This is a genomic window from Amycolatopsis sp. N2S4-7 (assembly GCF_058119595.1).
In genome coordinates, this window is the sequence record NZ_CP172299.1 from 2,178,681 (window position 1) to 2,199,672 (window position 20,992).

Consider the following 20,992-nt stretch of genomic DNA (forward strand, 5'->3'; position numbering starts at 1 on the left):
CTGAGAGAGGAACACCATGCGAGCTACTCCGAGAAGGAACCGCACGGGCCTCCGCGCGGTGACCACAGTGGTGCTGCTGGGCCTGGGTGTCGTGCTTCCGTCGCCGGTCGCTTCGGCCGCCGACGCCGACACCACGCCCCCGACCACGCCGGCCGGCCCCCGCGCCTCGAACCTGACGTGCACCGGGCTGACGTTCTCGTGGTCGGCGTCGTCCGACGACGTCGGCGTGGCCTTCTACGACATTTACCACGACGGCCAGTTCATGACCTCGGTGCCGGGCACGGCGCTGTCGGCCCAGCTGACCGCCGTGCCGGGAGCCACCTGGGGCCTGTACGTCAACGCCCGCGACGCCGCGGGCAACGTCTCCCAGGCCAGCACCACGGTCACCGTCACCGTGCCGCAGTGCCAGGCCGACACCGAGCCGCCCACCACTCCCACCCGCGTGACGGCGACGGCGTCGGGCACCACCGTCACCGTGCGCTGGTCGCCCTCCACCGACAACGTCGGCGTCACGGGCTACGAGGTGCTCCGCAACGGCACCGCGGCGGGGTCCACCAGCGGCGCGGCCACGACGTCGTTCACCGACAGCGGCCTGGCCGCGAACACCCGCTACCGGTACCAGGTGCGGGCGCGCGACGCCCAGGCCAACCGCTCGGCCGCGAGCACCGCGGTCACCGTGACGACGGGAACCTCCTGCGCCACGGCGCTGTGCTCGGTCACCAAGGTCACCACCGAAACCGACCTGCCGTGGGGCCTGACCACCCTGCCCGACGGACAGGTGCTCTACGGCCGCCGCGACGCCTTCGAGATCGTCCGCCTCGACCCCGCCACCGGTACGAAGACCGTGGCCGGGCGGATGCCGGGCGTGGCGGGAACCGACGGCGAGGGCGGGGTTCTCGGCCTGGCCGTGGCCGCCGACTTCGCGGCCGACCCGTGGCTGTACGTCATGCACACCAGCTCGACCGACAACCGGGTGGTGCGCGTCCGCTACACCGGCGGTGTGCTCAGCGGCACCCCGCAGGTGCTGCTCACCGGCATCCCGCGCAACAAGTACCACAACGGCGGCCGGCTGCGCTTCGGGCCCGACGGCAAGCTCTACATCTCGACCGGCGACGGCCAGAACGGCGAGTGGGCCCAGGACCTCGCCAACCTCGCCGGCAAGGTGCTGCGCATCAACCCCGACGGCACGATTCCGGCGGACAACCCCTTCGGCACCCCGGTGTGGAGCTACGGCCACCGCAACCCGCAGGGGCTGGCCTTCGACTCCCAGGGCCGGCTGTGGGAACAGGAATTCGGCAACAACGTCATGGACGAGACCAACCTGATCGTCCGCGGCGGCAACTACGGCTGGCCCCGCTGCGAAGGCACCACGGGCAGCTGCGCCGAAGCCGGCTTCATCGCGCCCAAGCGCACGTACCCCGTCGCCGAAGGTTCGTGCAGTGGCATCGCCGTGGTCCGCGACGCCCTGTACATCGCCTGCCTGCGCGGAGCACGGCTGTACCGGGCCGAAATTTCCGGTGACAGCCTGACCGACGTCCAGCAGTACCTCAACGGCACGTACGGGCGGCTGCGGACCGTCGAACCGTCCGCCGACGGCGGCTTGTGGCTGACCACCAGCAACTACGGCGACAAGGACAGCATCGCCGACAACAGCAACGAAAGCATCTTCAAGGTCGAGCTCGGACGGTGAACCCCCCTCACGGAAGGAGAGCCGTCATGGCTCACCGCAGGACACCCCGTCGCATGTGGACGGTGACGGCGGCGGCGATCGTCATCGCGGGCGTGGTGCCGCCCGCCGCGTCCGGCACCACCACGGCCTCGCCGTGCCCACCGGACGGGACCTACGGTCCGCCGTTGCCGGGCCAGGCGGTGGCGTCCCAGCTCATCCGGAGCGGGTTCACCTTCCTCGAAGGACCGACCTGGGACCGGCGGACCGGCACGCTGCTGCTGTCGCACATGCAGAACCCGACCGGTCCCCAGGGCGTGCAGCCGTCGGCGGTGCTCCGGTACACGCCGCCGGCCACCTTCGAGACGTTCATCGACGGCTCGGACAGCAACGGACTGGCGATCACGGCCGACGGCACGCGGGTGCTCGCCGCCACCCACGACAACCGCACCGTTTCTTCCTACAGCCTGGCCGACCGCAGCCGGACGACCGTCGCGGCCGGCTACCTCGGCCGCGCGTTCAACTCGCCGAACGACCTGACCACCGGCCGGGACGGCACCACCTACTTCACCGACCCGAACTACCAGCGGGGCAACCGCGCCGACGAGCAAGGCGGCCGCACCAGCGTCTTCCGCGTCCGCGACGGCGTGGTCAGCCTCGTCGACGACACGCTGCCGCAGCCGAACGGCGTCGTCCTGTCCCCCGACGGCAAGACGCTCTACGTGGGGGCCACCGGCGCCGACGCGATCGTGAAGTACACCGTCTTCCCCGACGGCACCACCGGCAACCGCACGACGTTCGCGAGCATGCGGACCCCCGACGGCGCGACGATCGACTGCGCGGGCAACCTGTACTGGGCCTCCTACGACGAAGGGCTCGTCCACGTCTTCTCGCCGTCGGGCGCCCAGCTCGGCACCATTTCCGCCGGCCGCAACACCACCAACGCGGCGTTCGGCGGACCGGACGGGCGGACCCTGTACCTCACCTCCGGGGTTTCCGGCGCCTTCGGTCTCTACCAGATACGCCTCAACGTGCCCGGCAACCCGTACTGAACGCGCCTCAGCGGAGCTTCGCGATCATCTTGCCGGCGATCCGGCCGGTGAACATGTCCGGGAACGCGACGGGGATGGTCTCGAGCCCTTCGACGACGTGAGCCCGGTGGTGGAGCTTCCCCGCCGCGACCGCCGGGCTGACGTCGGCGAGGAACTCCGGGTAGCAGTGGTAAAACTTGGTCACGTCGAAGCCGCGGATGGTGAGCGTCCTGTACAGCGCCGCCCGCAGCAGGTCCGGCAGGTGGTCCGGTCCTCCGTCGGCGCCGGTTCGCGTGATCTGCGACATCACGCCGCCCACGGCGAGCCGCGCGCCCCGGTTCACGTGCGGCAGCACCGCGGGCAGCAGGGAAGCACCCACGTTGTCGTAGACCGTGTCGATCCCGCCGGGCACCGCGCGGGCGAGCTGCTCGGCGAAGCCGGGCGCCGCGTGGTCGACGGCCGCGTCCAGGCCGAGGTCCTCGAGCAGGTGACGCGTCTTCTCCGGGCCGCGCGCGATCCCGACAACCCGGTGGCCCCGCAGCTTCCCGAGCTGCGCCGCGGCCGAACCGACGGCGCCGGCCGCGCCGGTGACGACGAGCGTTCCGCCCGGCTTCGGGTCGAGGATCTTGGTCAACCCGACCCACGCGGTCAGCCCGGTCACCCCGAGCACGCCGAGGTGCGCCGCCAACGGCGCCGCGTCCGGATCGACCACCCGCAGGTCCGCCCCGTCGGACACGGCGTAGTCCTGCCACCCGGTGCTGCCGGCGACGTGGACGCCGACCGGGAAGCCCGGGTGGTCGCTCCGCTCGACGACCCCGACGGTGAAGCCGAACATCGGGTCACCGAGCTCGATCGGGGGCTGGTCGCTGTTCGCGTTCCCCATCAAGATGCGGTTGAACGGGTCCAGCGACACCAGGACGTTCCGGACGAGCACCTGCCCGGCGCCGGGCACCGGCACGGGGCACTCCACGATCTCGAAGTCGCTCGCCTTCGGAATGCCGTGCGGCCGTGCGGCCAGGACGATCTGCCGGTTCACCTGCGAGCTCATGCTTGTTCTCCCGGGAGTAGGACGATTGCTGCCGCTGCCGAGGGAACCCGGCGTTCCGGAACCGGACCAGTGCCCCGGCGGACCCGGGTAGTGCCAGGTCCTCCCAGCCCCGGGAACCGGCCGGTTACGGTGGATTTCATGACCGGCAAGCCCAACCACCTGGGTGAATACCTGCGCGCCCGCCGCGAGCTCGTCCCGCCCGAACAGGCGGGTCTCCCCGATCTCGGCGGTCGGCGGGTCCCCGGCCTGCGGCGCGAAGAGGTCGCCATGCTCGCCGGCATCAGCGTCGACTACTACCTGCGCCTCGAGCGAGGACGCGACCGCCACCCGTCCGTGCAGGTCCTCGAGTCCCTCGCCCGCGTCCTGCAGCTCGACGACAACCAGCTGACCCACCTGCTGAGCCTCGCTGCCGAGAAGCCCCGCCGGAGACCGCGGCCGGAGACCGTGCCGGACGGCACCTTGCGGCTCCTGCCGACCCTGCCGCACCCGGCGTTCGTCGAGGGACGCTACTTCGACATTCTGGCCGCCAACCCTCTGGCGACTGCGCTGTCCCCGCGTCTGGCCGCCGGCGGCAACCAGCTGCTCGACCTGTTCCTCGACCCGGCGGAGCAGGCGCTCCACCTGGACTGGGACGGGACCACGGCGTGCTACGCCGCCGGCCTCCGCCAGTCGGTCGGCACCGACACGGACGACCAGCGCTTCGCCGAGCTGATCGGCGAGCTTTCGGTGGCGAGCCCACGCTTCCGCACGCTGTGGAACCGCCACGACGTGGCGACCCAGCGCGCCGCCTCGGTCCCGTTCGCCCACCCGCAGGTGGGCGAGCTGCGCCTGCACCGCGAGCGGCTCGCGATCAGCGGAACCGACGGCCTCAGCCTCGTCATCTACCACCCCGAAGCGGGCTCCTCGGACGCCGACAAGCTGGCTCTCCTCGGCGCGTCTTCGGTGACGGCCGCCGTCACCGGCCGTTGAAGGTGCGCTCCCGGGTTCTGCCGTCCGCGCTGTCGCCGAAGAGGCGGGAGCCCCGGCCCGGGGCGGGATCGGCGGGCTCGGCGGGTTTCGGGGCCGGCGACGCCTGCAGGTGTTCCGTGCGCAGGCGGGGCAGCGCGTCCGGATGGGTCCGGCGGACCCACTGCACCAGCTGTTCGCGGACCAGGCAGCGCAGGTCGAACAACGTCGGCGCGTCGGCCGCGCTCACCAGCGCACGGACCCGGATCAGCGTGTTCACCGCGTCGGTCACCTGCAGCACGCTGACCCGGCCGTCCCAGAGGTCGGTCTCGCCCAGGATCCGGCGCAGCTCCTCGCGCATCTCCTCCACCGGTACCGACCAGTCCAGATCCAGCTCGACCGTGCCGAGGAGCGCCGCTTCGCGCCGGGTCCAGTTCTCGAACGGCTGGGACATGAAGTAGGACGTGGGCATCACGAGCCGCCGGTCGTCCCACAGGTGGATCACCAGGTAGGTCAACGTGATGTCCTCGATGCGGCCCCACTCGTTCTCCACGATCACCACGTCGTCGAGGCGAATGGCGTCGCTGAAGGCGATCTGCATCCCGGCGAACACGTTGCCGAGCAAGGACTGCGCGGCGAGCGCGGCCACCGCGCCGACGACGCCGGCCGAGGCGAGCAGGCTGGTGCCCGCGGCACGGGCGGCCGGGAAGGTCATCAGCATCGCCCCGAACGCGATCAGCGCGACACCGGCGACGGTGATCCGGCGGACCAGGGTGACCTGCGTCTGCAGGCGGCGGGCGTGCCGGTTGTCCGGCACGTCGACCCGCAGCCGCGACAGCGCGGCCCGCTCGAGCGACGTCAAGGTCCCGGCGACGAGCCACGCCCCGGCCCCGATCAACGCCAGCCCCAGCCCGTGGCTCACCGGCTCCCGCCACGGCCCGTCCGGCAGGCCGAAGGCGGCGGCGCTGCGCACCGCGACCACCGCGGCGAACCACAGGAGCGGCCGGTGGGCGTGCACGGTCAGCTCGGCCAGCACCGCGGAACGCCGGCCCAGCCGCCGGACCACCCGGCGGAAGAGGTGCTCGACCACGAGGGAGAGCCCGAACGCCGTCGCCGCGACGACCACCGCGGGCACCAGCCGCCCCCACCCGTCGAACACGCGTGTCCTCCCTTTCGCCGCACGTCCCGTGGGGCGTACCCACCACGGCCCCGTTCCGACACGGTGGCTGTTCTCACAGCGCGAGCCCGAGATCTCGGGCGCAACTGCAACAGATCGCGAGCGGGCGGCATCTTAAGTGGTGTGCTCTTCGAAGAGTTCGCACGGGAACAACTGCCCAGCCTGCTGCGCTTCGCCGCCGTCCTGACCGGTGACCGGGAACTGGCTCAGGACGTGGTGCAGGACGCTCTCGTGCGCGCGCACAAAAGCTGGCGGCGGATCGCGGCGGCGGATCGGCCCGATCTGTACCTGCGGAAGGTGGTCGTCAACGGCTACCTCTCGTGGCACCGCCAGTGGTACCAGCGGTCCGTGCAGCCGACCTCGGACGTGGCCCGGTTCCGGGAGCCGGCCGCGCCCGATCCGGCGCGGCGGATCGCGGACGCCGACCAGCTCACCGGCCTGCTCGCACGGCTGAGCCGCGCGCAACGAGCGTCGATCGTGTTGCGGTTCTACGAGGACCGCGACGACGACGAGATCGCGGCGGTGCTCGGCTGCGCGACCGGAACGGTGCGCAGCCACATTTCGCGCGGCCTGAACTCGCTGCGCATCCAGCTCGACGAAGACAAGGAGAACGTGGGTTGACCGACCTCGACGAGTTGCGCCGCGCACTGCGCGCTCAGGAATCCCTGGCGCCCGATCCCGCCGACGTGCTCACCGTCGCCACCCGCCGGATCCGGCGGCGCCGGACGGTGGGCGTCGCCGCGGTGACCCTCACGGTGGCCGCCATCGGTGCGGGCACCTTCGGGGTGCTGAACCGGGACACCCCGGCACCGGCCACGCCCGCGAGCCGCTTGCCCGCCGTGCCGGCCGAGCCACCGGCCGGCGAGAAGGTGCCCCCGGCCGCGCCGCCGGTGAGTCTCGAGGACCGTTCTTGGGAGTTGGTGCACTGGGCCGTCCAGCCGCACTTCGCCAGCCTGCACTACGGGCAGGACCACGAGTACGCGTTCGAAATCGAAGTCCGGGAAAGCACCGCACCGAAGAGCGCTCTGACCGCGAAGCCTTCGACCGCCGGCCAGATTTCCCAGCCGCAGTCGGTCATGTGGCAGGACGGGCCGGGTCGATGGATCTGGGCGAGGACCACGAAACCGGTGACGGCCGAGCAGATGCTCGCCCTGCTGGGCAAGGTCGGGACCACCCCGCCGGTGATCGCCTCGCCGCTGAAGTCGGTGCACGTCCCTGACGGGCAGAAGGTCGTCACGTTCACCAGCGAGCCCGAGACCAACACCCTCGTCCTCTGCCCCGACGCCGACGCGGTGAGGGCCCCGCTCGACAGCCGGTGCTTCTCCATGTTCGTTTCGCTGAGCAGCCGGGCCTCGGACAGCGCTTCCCCGGGGGACCCGCTCCCCGTGCACCAGCGCCGGACGCTCGGCGCCTACACCATCGAACTCGACAGCTCGCCGGCCAACAAACAGGCCGCACTGGAGCTGCTGGATTCGGTGCGGCTGAACCGGTGACCATTCCCGGTTCAGCGGAATAGCCGAAGGGGCGCGGCAGCGCCCCTTCGTCGTCTCACCACCGTCGCGTGTCGCCCTGTCGAAGGAATTTCGATGCGTACTGCCGTGATCGTCGTCCTGCTGGCCGTCATCGTCGGTGCGTTCACCGCGGCGATCTGCCTCCGTCCCGCGAACGTGACCGCGGCGCCGGGACCCCTGTCCTCGCCACCGCCGTCGAACACCTCGCCGCAGTTCTCGATGACGCGTCCGGCCGCGCCGAGCCCGAAGGACGCCGAGGTGGCGGTCGAGGTCCGGGGCGAGTGGTCGTGGGCGTTGCGCGAGCTCGGCTCCGGGGTCGTGGTCGGCGACGGAACCTCGCGCAACACGACCGAATCCATGGTCAAGATCTGGCTCGCCGTGGACTTCCTGGCCTCACGCGAGTCGCGGCTTTCGGCCGACGACGAGGGCCTGCTGACCCGGATGATCCGGGTCAGTGACGACCACGCCGCCCAGACGCTGTACCTGCGGCTCGGCGGGGACGACTCGATCGGGCGGATGATCCGGACCTGCGGGTTGCACGAGACGCGGAGCCACCCGGGCTGGTGGTCCAAGACCACGATGTCGGCGGCCGACGCGACGCTGCTGGGCCGGTGCGTGGCCCGCGGCCCGGGGGTGGGCCCACCGTGGCGGACCAAGCTGCTGGAGCTCATGCGGTCGGTCGAGGCGGGCAACGCGTTCGGCATCCCGGAAGCGCCTGCCCTCGCGGGCGAGCGCCTGGCGGTCAAGAACGGCTGGACGCGGCACGGCACCTGGTGGGCGGTGAACTGCCTGGCGATCTGGGACCACTGGGTGCTCGCGGTCATGGTGCACTACCCGGACCAGGGCACCGAGCACCGGTACGGGGCCGATGTCTGCATGAACGTGGCCCAGCAGCTGTTCGCCCCGCGATGAGCCGCCGCCACGACCGCCGGAACGCACCCTGGGCGATCAGGCCGGTGACGCGGGGCCGGTGGAGTCGCGGACGTTGAGGGTCGTCGCCAGCTCGAGGTGCCGGGAGGCGGGCCGGAGGCCGCCCGCCATGCCGAGGACGGTCTCGACGGCCATCCGGCCCATCCCGGCGAGCGGCTGCCCGACCGACGTCAGCCGGGGCGTGGTCCACTGCGCCTGCGGGGTGTCGTCGAAGCCGGTCACCGACAGCTCCTCCGGAACGGCGATGTGGAGCTCGCGGGCCGCGGCGAGCACGCCGACGGCGATTTCGTCGTTGCCCGCGACGATCGCCGTGGGCCGCTCGCCGAGCGCCAGCATTTCGCGGCCGTGCCGGAGTCCCGCCTCGACGGAGAACGCGTCGTGGCGGATCAACGCCTGCTCCAGCGTGAGGCCCGCCGCGTGCAGCGCGGCCTGGTACCCGTGGAAGCGTTCCGCCGAGGGGGCGGAGCCGAGCGGACCGCCGATCCAGCCGACCCGGCGGTGGCCGAGCCCGAGGACGTGCTCGGTCGCCGAGCGACCGCCCGCCCAGTTGGTGGAGCCGATGCTCACGACCCGGGAGTCGGTCGTGTCGATCGGGTCGATGGTCACCACCGGCAGCTCCGCCTCTTCCGCGGCGACGAGCACCGAGTCGGGCACCGCGACGGCGAGCGCGACGACGCCGGCGACCCCGGACGCCTGCAGCTCCGCGACCCAAGCCCGGGCCGCGGTCCGGCTCGTACCGGTCCAGTCCGGGGGCGGCAGGCGCAGGAGCAGCTCGGCCTGAGCGGCGGTCGCGGCGACGAGGATGCCTTGGAGCACCGTCCCGGCGTAGCGCGACTCCACGATGTCGAGCACGGTGACGAGCGTCCGCTCCCGCTGCAGGTCCCGCCGGGCCGTCGTCGGCTTGTAGCCGAGTTCGGCGATGGCGGCGAGGACGACGTCCCGGGTGCCCGGCCCCACGTCGCTGCGTCCGTTGAGGACCTTCGAGGCGGTCGCCGGCGAGACGCCGGCCAGCCGGGCGACGTCCGCCAGGGTGGCCCGCTCGGACCGAGATCGCCCGTTCATCATGACTCCGTCTCGTCGAAACTTTTTCGAACCCGGCCCAGATTACACAGCCGTCGAGTGGACACAACCTGCCGCCCAGACAAGCCTTGACGGGGCAGAAAAATGCCGGGTAGCTTGCCTCCAGCATCCGAAAATGATGCGAAACATTTTCGAGTCATCTCAAGGAGGAGGCGGCTCATGAGGGTCCCCACGAAAGCCCGCATCCTGGCCGTGACGCTCGTGCCGATGCTCGTACTGGGCGCTTGCTCGAGCGGGCCGGAGGGCGGCGGCGGTGCAGGTCCGGCGAACCTCACGGTCTGGAGCTGGGACGACACCGTCGCGAAGACCGTGCCAGGGTTCGAAGCGGCGAACCCCGGCATCAAGGTCAAGGTGGTCAACGCCGGCTCGTCGTTCGACGAGTACACCGCGCTCGACAACGCGATCCAGGCCGGTTCGGGGGTGCCCGACCTCGCCATGTTCGAGTACTTCGCGGTGCCCTACTTCGCCATCCCCGGCAAGCTCGAAGACCTCGGCGGGCTCGGCGCCGAGAACCTCAAGAAGGACTACGTCGAGGCCGCGTGGAACGACGTCACGGTCGAAGGCAAGGTCTTCGCGCTGCCTTCCGACTACGGTCCCTCGGTCCTGTTCTACAACGAGACCACCTTCGCGAAGGCCGGTCTGCACCAGCCCCCGGCCACGTGGGACGAGTACTACGAGGCCGCCAAGAAGATCCGCGCGCTCGGCGGCGACCACTACATCGCCCAGGACACCGGGGACCTCTTCTTCCTGCTCTCGCTCATCTGGCAGGCCGGGGGGCGCCCGTTCCGGGTGGACGGGACCAAGGTGCACATCGACTTCACCCAGCCCGCCACGACGAAAGCCGTGGCGTTCTGGCAGAAGATGCTCGACGAGGGCCTGCTCAACACCAAGGTCACGGCGTGGTCCGACGACTGGAACCGCACGCTCAACGACGGCAGCCTCGCCTCGCAGACCATGGGCGGGTGGCTGACCTCGTCCCTGCCGCAGCGCGCGCCCCAGGCCGCCGGCCGGTTCAAGGTCGCGTTGATGCCGCAGTGGCAGCCGGGCGAAAAAGTCGGCGCCGAGAACGGCGGAAGCGGCTTCGGCATCCCGGCGGCCTCCGGGAACAAGGAGGCGGCGTTCAAGTTCCTCGAGTACTTCACGCACGGCGGCGGTCTCGCGCCGCGCGTCGACGCCGGTGCCTTCGTGCCGAACACGGCGGTGCTCACCTCGGAGACCCCGGGCAAGGTCGACCAGTACTTCGGCGGCCAGAAGGTCGGTCCCGTGCTGGCCGAAGCCTCGAAGACCGTCGCGAGCGGCTGGCAGTACCCGCCGTTCTTCGAGTGGGCCCGGTCGACCTACAGCGACATCGTCGCGCCGCTCTACACCACGGGCCAGGGCTCGCTGGCCGGGATCCTCGAGGAGTGGAAGAAACGCATGATCGCCTACGGCAACGAACAGGGCTTCCAGGTGGACTGACGGCTTCCCCGGACCGAAAGGAGCACCGCGGACATGGGCCCATCCACCGCCACCGCCACGGCCGTGGCGCCGCCGGGCACGAGACGACACCGGGTGCCGGCCCGGAAACGCGGCAAGAAGCAGATCGGGCTGGTGTTCATCGCGCCCTTCGCGCTGTTGTTCACGCTCGTGTACGTCATCCCGGTGATCTACGCCGCGTTCCTCAGCCTCTTCCAGCGGAAGCTCGTCGGCGGCACCCGGTTCACCGGCTTCGCCAACTACACCAAGCTGTTCCGGGACGCGCAGTTCTGGGACAGCGTGGGCCGGGTGCTGGCGTTCACGCTCGTCCAGGTGCCGCTCATGCTGATCTTCGCCATGGCGCTCGCGCTGGCGCTGGACTCCAGGCGGTTGCACGGGACCCGGTTCCTGCGGGTGTCGATCTTCCTCCCGTACGCGGTGCCGGCCGTGGTGTCCACCCTGATGTGGGGCTTCCTGCTGGGCGTCAAGTACGGCCTGTTCGGCAGCCTCGACGAGGCGCTGGGCACGGACCTCGACCCCTTCACCCCGGGCACCACGCTCATCTCCATCGGCGTGATGGTCACCTGGGCGTTCACCGGCTTCAACATGCTGATCTTCCACGCGGTGCTCAAGGCCGTCCCGCGCGAGCTGTACGAGGCCGCCGCGCTCGACGGGGCGAACGAGTTCCAGGTGGTGTGGCGGATCAAGCTGCCCGCCCTGCGGCGGTCCGTGGTCATCGCGGTCGTCTTCTCGATCATCGGCACGTTCCAGATCTTCAACGAGCCGCAGATCCTGCCGTCCATGGTGGCCACCAGCGGGATCACCACCCACTACACCCCCAACCTCTACGCGTACAACCTGGCGTTCACCGGATCCCAGCAGGGCTACGCGGCCGCGCTCGCGCTCGTCATGGCCGCGCTCACGATCGCGGTCGCCTACGTCGTCCAGATCAGAGGACTGAGGAATGCCCTCGACACCTAGAACCCGGCGGTTGCACACCGTCGAGAACCCGAAGAAGAGCGTGACCCTGACCGCCGTGACCGGGCTGTTCGCGCTGTACAGCCTGCTGCCGCTGGTGTGGCTGGTCGTCAACGCGACGAAGTCGCAGGCCGACTTCGTCTCCTCGTTCGGGCTCGCGCCCGGCGGCCGGTTCGCCCTGTGGGACAACATCACCGGTGTTTTCCGCTACCAGGACGGGATCTTCGTCCGCTGGCTGCTCAACACCGTGCTCTACGTCGTCGTCGGCGCGGTCGTCTCGACCTTCCTGGCGGCCCTCGGCGGGTACGCGCTGGCGAAACTGCACTTCCGCGGCAAGCGCCTGCTCCTGTTCGTCATCCTGGGGTCGATCGCGGTGCCCGGCATCGCGCTGGCGATCCCGCAGTTCCTGCTGTTCGCGAAGCTCGGCCTCACCAACACCCCGTGGGCCGTGCTGGTCCCGAGTTTCGTCAACCCGTTCGGGTTGTACCTGATGTGGGTGTTCGCGGCGGAAGCCGTGCCGACGGAACTGCTCGAAGCCGCGAAGGTCGACGGCGCCGGGGAGTTCCGGACCTTCCTGCGGATCGCGCTCCCGATGCTCGCTCCGGCGAGCGTGACGGTGCTGCTCTTCTCGTTCGTCTCGATCTGGAACAACTACTTCCTGCCGCTGATCATGCTCAAGGACCCCGGCTGGTATCCGCTGACCATCGGGCTCAACGAGTGGAACAAGCTGGGTTCGACGGCCGGGAACGGCGCGCTGATCCAGAACCTGGTGATCACCGCCGCGCTGCTGACGATCATCCCGCTGATCATCGCGTTCCTGTGCCTGCAGCGGTACTGGCAGTCGGGCGTCGCGCTCGGCGCGGTCAAGGGCTAGCACGTCGTCACCACCGACTCGACAAAGAAAAGTGAGGCCATGACCCACGACCCCCGCTACCGGATCGACGGTGACCTGCCCGAAGAGACCGCGCTCCCCCACGTCTGGGCGGAGTGCGTCGGCGCCGGACGAGCGAACGAGGCACTGCGGGCGGACTGGCAACGGCAGTTCGGCGAGGTTGTCGACGCCTGCGGCTTCCGCTACCTGCGCTTCCACGGGGTTTTCCACGACGACATGTTCGTGTACCGGGAAAGCTACGGTCACGGATTCGGGGGCAACGCGCCCCTCCCCGAGCCCGTGTACACCTTCAGCTACGTGGACAAGGTGTTCGACTTCATCCTGGAGACCGGTGCCCGTCCGTTCGTCGAGCTGGGTTTCATGCCGCGCGAGCTGGCGACGGTGACCGAGACGGTGTTCTGGTGGGGCGCGCACTGCAGCCCGCCCAAGGACATGGCGCGCTGGGTCGAGCTGGTCACGCGGGCGGTCGAGCACTGGATCGACCGGTACGGGCTCGAGGAAGTGCGCGAATGGCGGTTCGAGGTGTGGAACGAGCCGAACCTGGTCCCGCACTTCTGGACCGGGACGAAGACGGAGTACTTCGAGCTCTACGAGCAGACCGTGACGGCGATCCGGAAGATCGATGCCCAGCTGAAGGTGGGCGGGCCCGCGACGAGCGTCTTCGTGCCCGACGACCGCTACTCGGGCGAAGTCGAGGACCGCTCGGCGATGCACGCGACCGCCAGTGCGTCCGATGTGGACTCGCTCGACTGGCGGCCGGTGTGGGTCGAGGACTTCATCGACTGGTGCGCCAAGCGCGAGCTGCCCGTCGACTTCATCTCGACGCACCTGTACCCGACCGACTTCGCCTACGGCGCCGACGGCGAGGCCGTCCAGATCGCCCGGTACGCCGACGCCACGTTCGACGACCTGACCCTGCTGCGCGACCTCGTGGCGAACAGCGCGTACCCGGACGCGGAGATCCACATCACCGAGTGGTCGACGTCGCCGTCGGCCCGCGACTTCATCCACGACACGCTGTTCGCCGCGACCTTCATCACGCGGGCGTACCTGAAGTGCGCCACCCTCGCCGATTCGATCTCCTACTGGACCTTCACCGACGTGTTCGAGGAGGGCGGTGCCGGGCTGGGGCCGTTCCACGGCGGCTTCGGCCTCGTGAACGAGAACGGCATCCCCAAGCCGACGTTCCACGCGTTCCGGATGCTCGGGCGGCTCGGCGACCGGCTGCTCCTCGCGACGGCCGACGGCGTGGTGACCCGGGACAGCCGGACCTCGGCCGTGTCGGCACTGTTCTTCAACTACCCGGACGAGATGGCCATGAAGTCCGCCGGCTCGGCCGGCACCTACCCGGCCACCCGCGCGCTGGCGGACCGCGGACCGGCTCGCCGGATCCGGCACTCGATCAGCGGGCTCGAGCCCGGAACCCCTTTCCTGGTCGAGGTCCTGGACTGGGAGCACGGGAACGTCGCCGAAGCCTGGTACCGGCTCGGCTCGCCCGTCAACCTGTCCCGCGCGCAGAGCGAGTACCTGCGCGGCGTCGCCGGCTCGCTCCGCAGGTTCACGCTCACCGCGTCCGCCGACGGCACGCTCGAGATCGACACGGACCTCCCGCCGTGGGCGGTGATGTCGGTGCGGCAGGCGGGATGAGGCGTCCGGCGTTCGTCGTCCAGCGGAAGGAAACCCATGTCCCAAGCGCGTCTCGTGGTTGATCCGGCCTTCACCGTGGGCGAAGTCGACCCGCGGCTCTACGGCTCGTTCGTGGAGCACCTCGGCCGCTGCGTCTACACCGGCATCCACGAGCCGGAGCACGCGACGGCCGACGAGCACGGTTTCCGCGGCGACGTGGCGGAGCTCGTCGGGGAGCTGGGGGTGCCGATCCTGCGGTACCCGGGCGGGAACTTCGTGTCCGGGTACCACTGGGAGGACGGCGTCGGCCCTCGGGAGCAGCGGCCCACCCGGCTCGACCTGGCGTGGAAGTCGGTGGAGAGCAACGCGGTGGGCACCGACGAGTTCTGCGCCTGGAGCCGCCGGGTCGGCGCGGAACCGATGCTCGCGGTGAACCTCGGCACCCGCGGCGCGGAGGAGGCGGCGAACCTCGTCGAGTACTGCAACCACCCCGGCGGGACGTACTGGTCGGACCGGCGGCGCGCGAACGGAACGGCCGACCCGCACGCGGTGAAGGTGTGGTGCCTGGGCAACGAAATGGACGGCCCGTGGCAGCTGGGGCACAAGACGGCCGAGGAGTACGCGCGGCTGGCCGCCCGCACGGCACAGGCGATGCGGCTGGTGGATCCGGACATCGAACTCGTCGCGTGCGGCTCGTCCGGCGCGCGGATGCCGACGTTCCCCGCGTGGGACGCCACCGTGCTCGAACACTGCTACGAGCAGGTCGACTACCTTTCCCTGCACTCCTACAGCCAGGAGCGGGGCGGTGACCGCGCGAGCTTCCTGGCCTGCGCGACCGAAATGGACACCTACCTCGACGCAGCCATCGCGACGGCGGACCACGTGCGCGCGAAAGGGCGTCATCGCAAACGCATCGACTTCGCCTTCGACGAGTGGAACGTGTGGTACTCGCAGGACACGGCCGTGGAGCGCGGCTGGGAACAGGCGCCACGCATGCTCGAAGACCAGTACAACGTGGTCGACGCGGTCGTGGTCGGCACCATGCTGATCAGCCTCCTGCGCCACGCCGACCGGGTGCGCATCGCCTGCCTGGCCCAGCTGGTCAACGCGATCGGCGCGATCCGCACCGAACCGGCCGGTCCCGCCTGGCGGCAGACGATCTTCCACCCGTTCGCCCTGACAAGCCACCACGGCCGCGGCCTGGTCCTGCGGCCGGCAATCACGTCACCGAGCTACGAGACCGCGGCGTTCGGCGAGGTGCCGGTCCTGGACGCGGTGGCGGTCCGCAACGACGAGGGAGTCGTGGTGTTCGCGGTCAACCGCGACGAGCGGGAACCCTTGCGGTTGACCGTCGAGGTACGAGCCCTCCCGACCCTGTCCCGGGCGTCCCACACGTACCTCGGCAGTGGCGATCCGCTGGCCGCGAACACGGAGGACAACCCCACCCGGGTAGTGCCCCACACGGCCGAAGGCGGTCCCGTCGACGGCGGCGAGCTGGCGATCACGCTGCCACCACTGTCCTGGAACCTGATCCGGATCACCTGACCGCGGGCTCGCCGAGGTGCTCGAGGACGGCCGGACCGCGCGAGCCGGCTCACCGGAACAGGACGACGACCCCGGCCGAGGTGACGACCGAAAGCACCAGGCCGGCGACCGCGTAGCGGAGCGGAAGCCGTCCCCCCGGGAGGACGGCGCCGGCCGAGTACCGGCCTGCCCGGTGAACAGGAGTCCCAGCGCGACCGCGTCGAGGAGGAGCTGGAACTCGAACCCGCCTTTCGTACCGGCTGGGAAGAAGCCTGTCGGCGCGCGGATGTAGACGATGTTCACGGCTACGCCGAGCACTGCCGCGCGCCCAGCGGCCTGGCCAGCCCGGAGAGGAACAGCAGGCTCCCGAACGTCTCGCTCAGCCCCGTGACCCACGCCGGCAACGTGGGCTGGCTGGTGAAGCCGTAGCCCGCGAGAACCTCGGCGAAGCCGGGTATCCCGGTGCCGCCGAACAGCTTCTGCATGCCGTGCGCTCCGACGACGCACGCCAGGGCCACCCGCGGGACCAGCAGCCCGATGTCGGTGCCGAGCATGTCACGCGCGGCCGGCACGGCCCGGGTACCGGGCGGCGGCCCGGTCCGCTCTGCGAAGTAGCCGTCGTCGTTGGACTGCCACACGTCGACCTGCACCCGGCAGGTCTACCCGGAGCAGAACCGGGCGACCGGACTCGGCTGGACCGCGGGCACCGGCCGCCTCGGCGCGATCTGCGGACCGCTGATCGGTGGCGCGCTGCTGTCGGCCGGTGTCGCCTCTCCGTGGGGGTTCTACATCTTCGCCGCGGTCGGGTTCCTGGCCGCGGTCACGGCGGTGGCGGTCACCGGGAACCCCGCGCCGGCGGACCCTTTCGCCGATCGACAGGCAACCGGCCCCGACGGCTTGACGACCGTGGCGGGCTCATGACGACGAGTCCGGTCTCGCGATCGTGGGCCGCGGTGACCACGACAACGCGGAGCGTCCGGCACCTGACCTGCAGCTCGGGTGACCACACCCTGGGCGGACCACCCGGCTGGTGCCGTCCACGGATCGCCCGGCGTCAGGGCACCGGGACCGTCCACAGCAGACGGGTGCCGCCGCCGGCCGGGCGGTCGAGCCGCAGTGATCCGCCCGCCTCCGCGGCGCGCTGCTCGAGGTTGCGGAGCCCGCTGTGCGCCACGGCTTCCGGCATCCCGATCCCCGTGTCCGACACCTCGACGACCAGGTTGTCGTCCAGGGACACGGTGACCCCCAGCTCGGCCGCCCGCGCGTGCCGCAGGACGTTGGTGACCGCTTCGCGGACGACGGCCTCGGCGTGCTCGGCCAGTCCGGCCGGCACCCGGTCGAACGCTCCCGACAGCCGCACCGTCGTGCGGATCGCGGAGTCGGCGGTCGTGTCGGTGATCGCGTTCTGCAGGCGCGCCCGCAGGCCCTGCCCGGCTCCCGGCTGCGCGTGCAGGGCGAAGATCGCGCTGCGGATCTCCTCGATGACGTCCTGGAGCTGGTCGATGTGCTGGGTGAGCCGGCCGGTGACCGCCGGCGAATCGGACCGGCGGCGGGTGCCCTCGATCCCCAGGCCCACCGCGAACAGCCGCTGGATGACGTGGTCGTGCAGGTCGCGGGCGATCCGGTCGCGGTCCACCACGACGTCCAGCTCCCGGCGGCCGGCCTGGCTTTCGGCGTCCCGCAGCGCCAGCGCGGCCTGGTCGGCGAAGGCGGACACGAGCTGCAGCTCGTGCTCGGCGAACCGCGCCGCCCCCCGGCCGCGGATCGCCAGGAGCACCGCTGCGCCCGACCTCGAGCCGGACCGCAACCGCACCACCAGTGCCGGCCCGAGGTCCACGCCGAGACCGTCGGCCAGGTCGAACGCCAGGTTCGGCACGCTGCGCGGCACGTGGTCGCGCAGTACCGCGCCCGAGGTCGACCCGTCGAGCGGGATCCGGCGGCCGGCCAGCACGTCGGCGTCGGGGCCGGCGCACACCGTGACGACCAGTGCCCCACCCGGCGACTCGGGCAGCGCGATGAGCGCGTCGTCGGCGCCGGTGAGCTCGGCGGCCCGGGTCGCGATCAGGTGCAGCACCTCGTGGACGTCCGTGCCGCCCAGGAGCTCGGCGGAGATCTCCCCGGTGGCTTCCAGCCACCGTTGCCTGCTCCGGCTCTCCTCGTACAGCCGCGCGTTGTCGACCGCGATCCCGGCCGCCGCCGCCAGTGCCACGGTCGCCCGTTCGTCGTCGGCGGTGAACGGCTGCTCGCCACCGAGGTACAGCCGTCCGAGGATCTCGCCGCGCACCAGCAACGGGACGCCGAGGAACGCCCGCATCGGTGGATGCTCCGGCGGGAACCCACCGGCCCCCAGGTGGGCCAGGCGCACCGGAGCCCGGCCGGTCACCAGCGCGCCGAGCAGCCCGTGGCCGTCCGGTGGCGGCCCCATCCGCTCCCGCGTGGCGTCGTCGACGCCGGTCACGGCGAACGCCGTCGTCCGGCCGTCCTCGTCGAGCAGGGCCAGCGCACCGTACGGCGCGCCGACCAGGCCGGCCGCGGCGGTGACGATCCGGTGCAGCGTCGTCTCGAGCTCCAGACCGGCGGAAAAGGCGAGGACTGCCGTCGGCAGCGCGTCCATCCGGTCCCGGCCCGACGTCGTTTCCTCGGGCATGTCACCACTGTGACACAACGGCCCGGCGCGGGGGCGGATCCGGCCGGACCGAACCGGTTCGCAACCGGCGACCTTCGCCCGGCGGCGGAGGCCGTTCGGCACTTGGCGGAGCCCGCGGCCCGGGCAGACGGTGAAAGTGCAACCAGTAGTCCCACAGTTCGGAGCTGTCCATGAAGACCGGTGTCATGCCCGTCGGCCACCTGAGCGCGAGCCAGGTGCACGCCGTCCTCCTCGCGGCCACGGCTCCCCCGCCCCTGCGGTCCGCCCGGCCGTGGCGGTTCCAGTGCACCCCGGATTCCGTCGAGCTGTACGCGGATCCGCTCACCACCGGCACCGACAGCCAGCAGCGGGAACGCATGCTGGACTGCGGCGCGGCCCTGCTCAACCTCCGGCTGGCGATCAAGGCGCAGGGCAGCCACGCCGACGTCCGGCTGTTCCCCACGGCGGGGCGGCCCGACCTGCTCGCCGTCGTGCGGCCGCACGGGTACGAGACGATCGCCCCGCACGACGGGGACCTCGTGGCGGCCATCGCCGGCCGGCAGAGCAACCGGCGTCCGTTCACCGCCGCCGTCGTCCCCGACGCGGTGCAGCGGCAGCTCCGGCGGGCGGCCGAAGTGGAACGCGCCTGGCTGGCCACCATCACCGCCGACCAGGTGCCGCAGCTGCGCGACATCATGCGCCACACGGAAGTCCCGCCGGCGACGCCCGGGCCCGGCGGCGGGAGTGACCTCGACCTCGAACCCGACCGGCTGGTCGTGGTCATCGGGTCGCTGCACGACACCGCTCTCGGCCGGCTCCAGGCCGGCCAGGCCATGCAGCGGGTGCTGCTGACGGCCGCCACCGCCGGGATCTCGGCGGCCCTCTCCTCGCAGGCGATGGCGCTGCCGGCGACCCGGCGTGAACTGCGGCAGCTGCTCGGCGGCGGGCTCTGGCCCCAGATCATGCTGCGCCTCGGCCACGGCACCGCGGTGCCCTCCTCCGCGCGGACACCGCTCGAGGACGTCGTGATCAGCGACGAGCACCCGTTCGCCGCTAGCCGCCGGGACGGCGCTCCGCGTCGTGGATCCCGGTGACCAGCACCGCCGCCTGGGACCGCCGCTCCAGGCCGAGCTTCGCCAGCAGGCGGGACACGTAGTTCTTGACGGTCTTCTCCGCGAGGAACATCCGCTCGGCGATCTGCCGGTTCGTCAGGCTTTCCCCGAGCAGGTCCAGCAGGACGAGCTCCTGCTCGCTCAGCCCCGCCAACGGGCCCGGTTTCCCGGTCTTCGCCCGCAGCTCGGTCACGAGCGCGGCGACCGCCCGGGCGTCCAGCAGGGTCTCGCCGGACCCCACCCGGCGGATGGCGTCGACCAGCTGCAACCCCTTCACATCCTTGATGACGTACCCCTCGGCACCGGCCAGGACCGCTTCGACCATCGAATCTTCGTCGGTGAAGGAGGTCAGCATCAGGCACCGGAGACCAGGCAGCGCCACGCGCAGGTCGCGGCACAGCTCCACGCCGTTCCCGTCGGGCAGCCGCACGTCGAGCACCGCCACGTCCGGGCGCAGCGCGGGGACCCTGGCCATGGCCTCGGCGACCGAGGAAGCCTGCCCGACGACGGTCAGGTCGGGTTCGTCGTCGACGAGTTCGGCGACCCCGCGCCGAACGAGTTCGTGGTCGTCGACCAGGAAGACCGTGATGACGGGCAGGTCGTGCTTCGTGCGGTCATCCACTCCCCCAGGCTACGCCCGCCCGCGCCGAACGACCCCGCGAGAAAGGTCCGGCGGCACTAGGCCGCGCGGCGCGGGCGGACCACGCTCGAGGGATGACAGAGATCCAGCACAGGCCCGATCATCACCTCAAGACCGCTGTCACCGATGAACTCGCCTGGACGCCCAGCGTCAACGCCGAAGGGATCGGCGTGACCGTCTCGGGCGGTGTCGCGACGCTGTCCGGACACGTGGGCACCTACCCGGAGAAGGAAGAGGCGCTGCGCGCCGCGACCCGGGTCCAGGGCGTGACCACGACCGCGGACAAGATCCTCGTCCGGCACGGCCCCGACGCTCCCGCGGACGCGGATCTCGCCCGGGACGCCATGGCCGTGTTCGACCGCCACACGGTCCTCGTGCCGAAGGACTCGGTGCAGGTCGACGTGCGCGACCGGGTGGTCACCCTGCGCGGCTCGGTGGACTGGCACCACCAGCGCGAAGCCGCCCGCCGGGCGGTGGCCGTGCTCCCCGGTGTCACCGGCGTGCGGAACCTGATCACACTGCGGCCTTCACCGGGAGTCACAGCGGCCGAGACCAAGGCACAGATCATCGCGGCGCTCGCCCGGCACGCGCCGGGGTTCGCCCAGCACGTCGAGGTCGGCATCGACGACGGCCAGGTCACCCTGACCGGCCAAGTCCTCACCCCGGCCGAACGCCGTTCGGCCGAGCACACCGCGTGGTTCGGCCCCGGGGTGACCGCGGTCGACAACCAGGTGAAGCTGTCGGGCTGAAC

At 71.2% G+C, this 20,992-nt stretch carries 20 protein-coding genes; 14 read left to right on the forward strand and 6 right to left on the reverse strand.

Features of this window, described 5'->3' with window-relative positions; translation table 11 throughout:
- The first annotated feature begins 58 nt into the window (after positions 1-58).
- Positions 59-1,690, forward strand: a complete 1,632-nt coding sequence (locus ACH54P_RS10055; RefSeq protein ID WP_489912081.1) for a PQQ-dependent sugar dehydrogenase — start codon at positions 59-61, stop codon at positions 1,688-1,690.
- A gap of 26 nt (positions 1,691-1,716) precedes the next feature.
- Positions 1,717-2,718 carry an SMP-30/gluconolactonase/LRE family protein gene (locus ACH54P_RS10060; protein ID WP_489912082.1) on the forward strand — a complete coding sequence of 334 codons (1,002 nt, stop codon included), beginning with the start codon at positions 1,717-1,719 and terminating at the stop codon, positions 2,716-2,718.
- A 7-nt stretch (positions 2,719-2,725) separates the two neighbouring features.
- Here the strand turns inward: ACH54P_RS10060 and ACH54P_RS10065 are convergent, their stop codons facing one another.
- On the reverse strand, positions 2,726-3,745 hold the full coding sequence (locus tag ACH54P_RS10065) for an NADP-dependent oxidoreductase (RefSeq protein WP_489912083.1): 1,020 nt from the start codon (positions 3,743-3,745) through the stop codon (positions 2,726-2,728).
- A 138-nt stretch (positions 3,746-3,883) separates the two neighbouring features.
- Between ACH54P_RS10065 and ACH54P_RS10070 the strand changes: the two genes are divergently transcribed.
- Positions 3,884-4,714, forward strand: a complete 831-nt coding sequence (locus ACH54P_RS10070; protein ID WP_489912084.1) for a helix-turn-helix domain-containing protein — start codon at positions 3,884-3,886, stop codon at positions 4,712-4,714.
- Here the strand turns inward: ACH54P_RS10070 and ACH54P_RS10075 are convergent.
- Positions 4,701-5,849 (reverse strand): mechanosensitive ion channel family protein, encoded by a 1,149-nt coding sequence (locus ACH54P_RS10075; protein WP_489912085.1) that lies wholly within the window; start codon positions 5,847-5,849, stop codon positions 4,701-4,703. The genes ACH54P_RS10070 and ACH54P_RS10075 overlap by 14 nt on opposite strands.
- Positions 5,850-5,990: 141 nt before the next feature.
- Between ACH54P_RS10075 and ACH54P_RS10080 the strand changes: the two genes are divergently transcribed.
- The 3 genes from ACH54P_RS10080 to ACH54P_RS10090 all read left to right on the forward strand — a co-directional run bounded on the left by ACH54P_RS10080 (position 5,991) and on the right by ACH54P_RS10090 (position 8,290).
- On the forward strand, positions 5,991-6,488 hold the full coding sequence (locus tag ACH54P_RS10080) for a SigE family RNA polymerase sigma factor (RefSeq protein ID WP_489912086.1): 498 nt from the start codon (positions 5,991-5,993) through the stop codon (positions 6,486-6,488).
- On the forward strand, positions 6,485-7,360 hold the full coding sequence (locus ACH54P_RS10085; RefSeq protein ID WP_489912087.1) for a hypothetical protein: 876 nt from the start codon (positions 6,485-6,487) through the stop codon (positions 7,358-7,360). Before ACH54P_RS10080 ends, ACH54P_RS10085 begins: the two co-directional genes overlap by 4 nt.
- A gap of 93 nt (positions 7,361-7,453) precedes the next feature.
- Positions 7,454-8,290 carry a serine hydrolase gene (locus ACH54P_RS10090; protein ID WP_489912088.1) on the forward strand — a complete coding sequence of 279 codons (837 nt, stop codon included), beginning with the start codon at positions 7,454-7,456 and terminating at the stop codon, positions 8,288-8,290.
- Between the two features lie 36 nt (positions 8,291-8,326).
- Here the strand turns inward: ACH54P_RS10090 and ACH54P_RS10095 are convergent, their stop codons facing one another.
- Positions 8,327-9,370 carry a LacI family DNA-binding transcriptional regulator gene (locus ACH54P_RS10095; protein ID WP_489912089.1) on the reverse strand — a complete coding sequence of 348 codons (1,044 nt, stop codon included), beginning with the start codon at positions 9,368-9,370 and terminating at the stop codon, positions 8,327-8,329.
- A 177-nt stretch (positions 9,371-9,547) separates the two neighbouring features.
- Here ACH54P_RS10095 and ACH54P_RS10100 point away from each other — a divergent pair, with 177 nt between their 5' ends.
- The 5 genes from ACH54P_RS10100 to arfA are packed head-to-tail and all read left to right on the forward strand — an operon-like array spanning position 9,548 to position 15,884.
- A complete protein-coding gene (locus ACH54P_RS10100; RefSeq protein WP_489912090.1) occupies positions 9,548-10,846 on the forward strand; it encodes an ABC transporter substrate-binding protein in 1,299 nt (432 codons plus the stop codon).
- Positions 10,847-10,879: 33 nt separating this feature from the next.
- Positions 10,880-11,824: a carbohydrate ABC transporter permease gene (locus tag ACH54P_RS10105; RefSeq protein WP_489912091.1), complete on the forward strand. Its 945-nt coding sequence runs from the start codon at positions 10,880-10,882 to the stop codon at positions 11,822-11,824.
- Between the two features lie 10 nt (positions 11,825-11,834).
- On the forward strand, positions 11,835-12,695 hold the full coding sequence (locus ACH54P_RS10110; RefSeq protein ID WP_489912092.1) for a carbohydrate ABC transporter permease: 861 nt from the start codon (positions 11,835-11,837) through the stop codon (positions 12,693-12,695).
- Positions 12,696-12,734: 39 nt separating this feature from the next.
- Positions 12,735-14,360 carry a GH39 family glycosyl hydrolase gene (locus tag ACH54P_RS10115; RefSeq protein ID WP_489912093.1) on the forward strand — a complete coding sequence of 542 codons (1,626 nt, stop codon included), beginning with the start codon at positions 12,735-12,737 and terminating at the stop codon, positions 14,358-14,360.
- Positions 14,361-14,396: 36 nt separating this feature from the next.
- Positions 14,397-15,884 carry an arabinosylfuranosidase ArfA gene (gene arfA, locus ACH54P_RS10120; RefSeq protein WP_489912094.1) on the forward strand — a complete coding sequence of 496 codons (1,488 nt, stop codon included), beginning with the start codon at positions 14,397-14,399 and terminating at the stop codon, positions 15,882-15,884.
- A 284-nt stretch (positions 15,885-16,168) separates the two neighbouring features.
- Here the strand turns inward: arfA and ACH54P_RS10125 are convergent, their stop codons facing one another.
- Entirely contained in the window at positions 16,169-16,513 is a 345-nt protein-coding gene (locus ACH54P_RS10125) for a DoxX family protein (RefSeq protein WP_489912095.1), read from the reverse strand.
- Between ACH54P_RS10125 and ACH54P_RS10130 the strand changes: the two genes are divergently transcribed.
- A complete protein-coding gene (locus ACH54P_RS10130; protein ID WP_489912096.1) occupies positions 16,488-16,784 on the forward strand; it encodes an MFS transporter in 297 nt (98 codons plus the stop codon). The genes ACH54P_RS10125 and ACH54P_RS10130 overlap by 26 nt on opposite strands.
- A 133-nt stretch (positions 16,785-16,917) precedes the next feature.
- Here the strand turns inward: ACH54P_RS10130 and ACH54P_RS10135 are convergent, their stop codons facing one another.
- Positions 16,918-18,510 carry a GAF domain-containing sensor histidine kinase gene (locus tag ACH54P_RS10135; RefSeq protein ID WP_489912097.1) on the reverse strand — a complete coding sequence of 531 codons (1,593 nt, stop codon included), beginning with the start codon at positions 18,508-18,510 and terminating at the stop codon, positions 16,918-16,920.
- A 170-nt stretch (positions 18,511-18,680) separates the two neighbouring features.
- Between ACH54P_RS10135 and ACH54P_RS10140 the strand changes: the two genes are divergently transcribed.
- Positions 18,681-19,583: a nitroreductase family protein gene (locus ACH54P_RS10140; protein ID WP_489912098.1), complete on the forward strand. Its 903-nt coding sequence runs from the start codon at positions 18,681-18,683 to the stop codon at positions 19,581-19,583.
- Here ACH54P_RS10140 and ACH54P_RS10145 read toward each other — a convergent pair.
- Positions 19,543-20,223, reverse strand: coding sequence for a response regulator (locus ACH54P_RS10145; protein WP_489912099.1), 681 nt, complete (start codon positions 20,221-20,223; stop codon positions 19,543-19,545). The genes ACH54P_RS10140 and ACH54P_RS10145 overlap by 41 nt on opposite strands.
- Positions 20,224-20,315: 92 nt before the next feature.
- Between ACH54P_RS10145 and ACH54P_RS10150 the strand changes: the two genes are divergently transcribed.
- A complete protein-coding gene (locus ACH54P_RS10150) occupies positions 20,316-20,990 on the forward strand; it encodes a BON domain-containing protein (RefSeq protein WP_489912100.1) in 675 nt (224 codons plus the stop codon).
- Positions 20,991-20,992 lie beyond the last annotated feature (2 nt).

Coding starts and splice junctions, on each gene's coding strand:
- ACH54P_RS10150 (WP_489912100.1), top strand. CDS start 20,316: ATGACAGAGATCCAGCACAGGCCCGATCATCACCTCAAGACCGCTGTC.
- ACH54P_RS10135 (WP_489912097.1), bottom strand. CDS start 18,510: ATGCCCGAGGAAACGACGTCGGGCCGGGACCGGATGGACGCGCTGCCG.
- ACH54P_RS10090 (WP_489912088.1), top strand. CDS start 7,454: ATGCGTACTGCCGTGATCGTCGTCCTGCTGGCCGTCATCGTCGGTGCG.
- arfA (WP_489912094.1), top strand. CDS start 14,397: ATGTCCCAAGCGCGTCTCGTGGTTGATCCGGCCTTCACCGTGGGCGAA.
- ACH54P_RS10065 (WP_489912083.1), bottom strand. CDS start 3,745: ATGAGCTCGCAGGTGAACCGGCAGATCGTCCTGGCCGCACGGCCGCAC.
- ACH54P_RS10115 (WP_489912093.1), top strand. CDS start 12,735: ATGACCCACGACCCCCGCTACCGGATCGACGGTGACCTGCCCGAAGAG.
- ACH54P_RS10060 (WP_489912082.1), top strand. CDS start 1,717: ATGGCTCACCGCAGGACACCCCGTCGCATGTGGACGGTGACGGCGGCG.
- ACH54P_RS10095 (WP_489912089.1), bottom strand. CDS start 9,370: ATGAACGGGCGATCTCGGTCCGAGCGGGCCACCCTGGCGGACGTCGCC.
- ACH54P_RS10070 (WP_489912084.1), top strand. CDS start 3,884: ATGACCGGCAAGCCCAACCACCTGGGTGAATACCTGCGCGCCCGCCGC.
- ACH54P_RS10140 (WP_489912098.1), top strand. CDS start 18,681: ATGAAGACCGGTGTCATGCCCGTCGGCCACCTGAGCGCGAGCCAGGTG.
- ACH54P_RS10105 (WP_489912091.1), top strand. CDS start 10,880: ATGGGCCCATCCACCGCCACCGCCACGGCCGTGGCGCCGCCGGGCACG.
- ACH54P_RS10100 (WP_489912090.1), top strand. CDS start 9,548: ATGAGGGTCCCCACGAAAGCCCGCATCCTGGCCGTGACGCTCGTGCCG.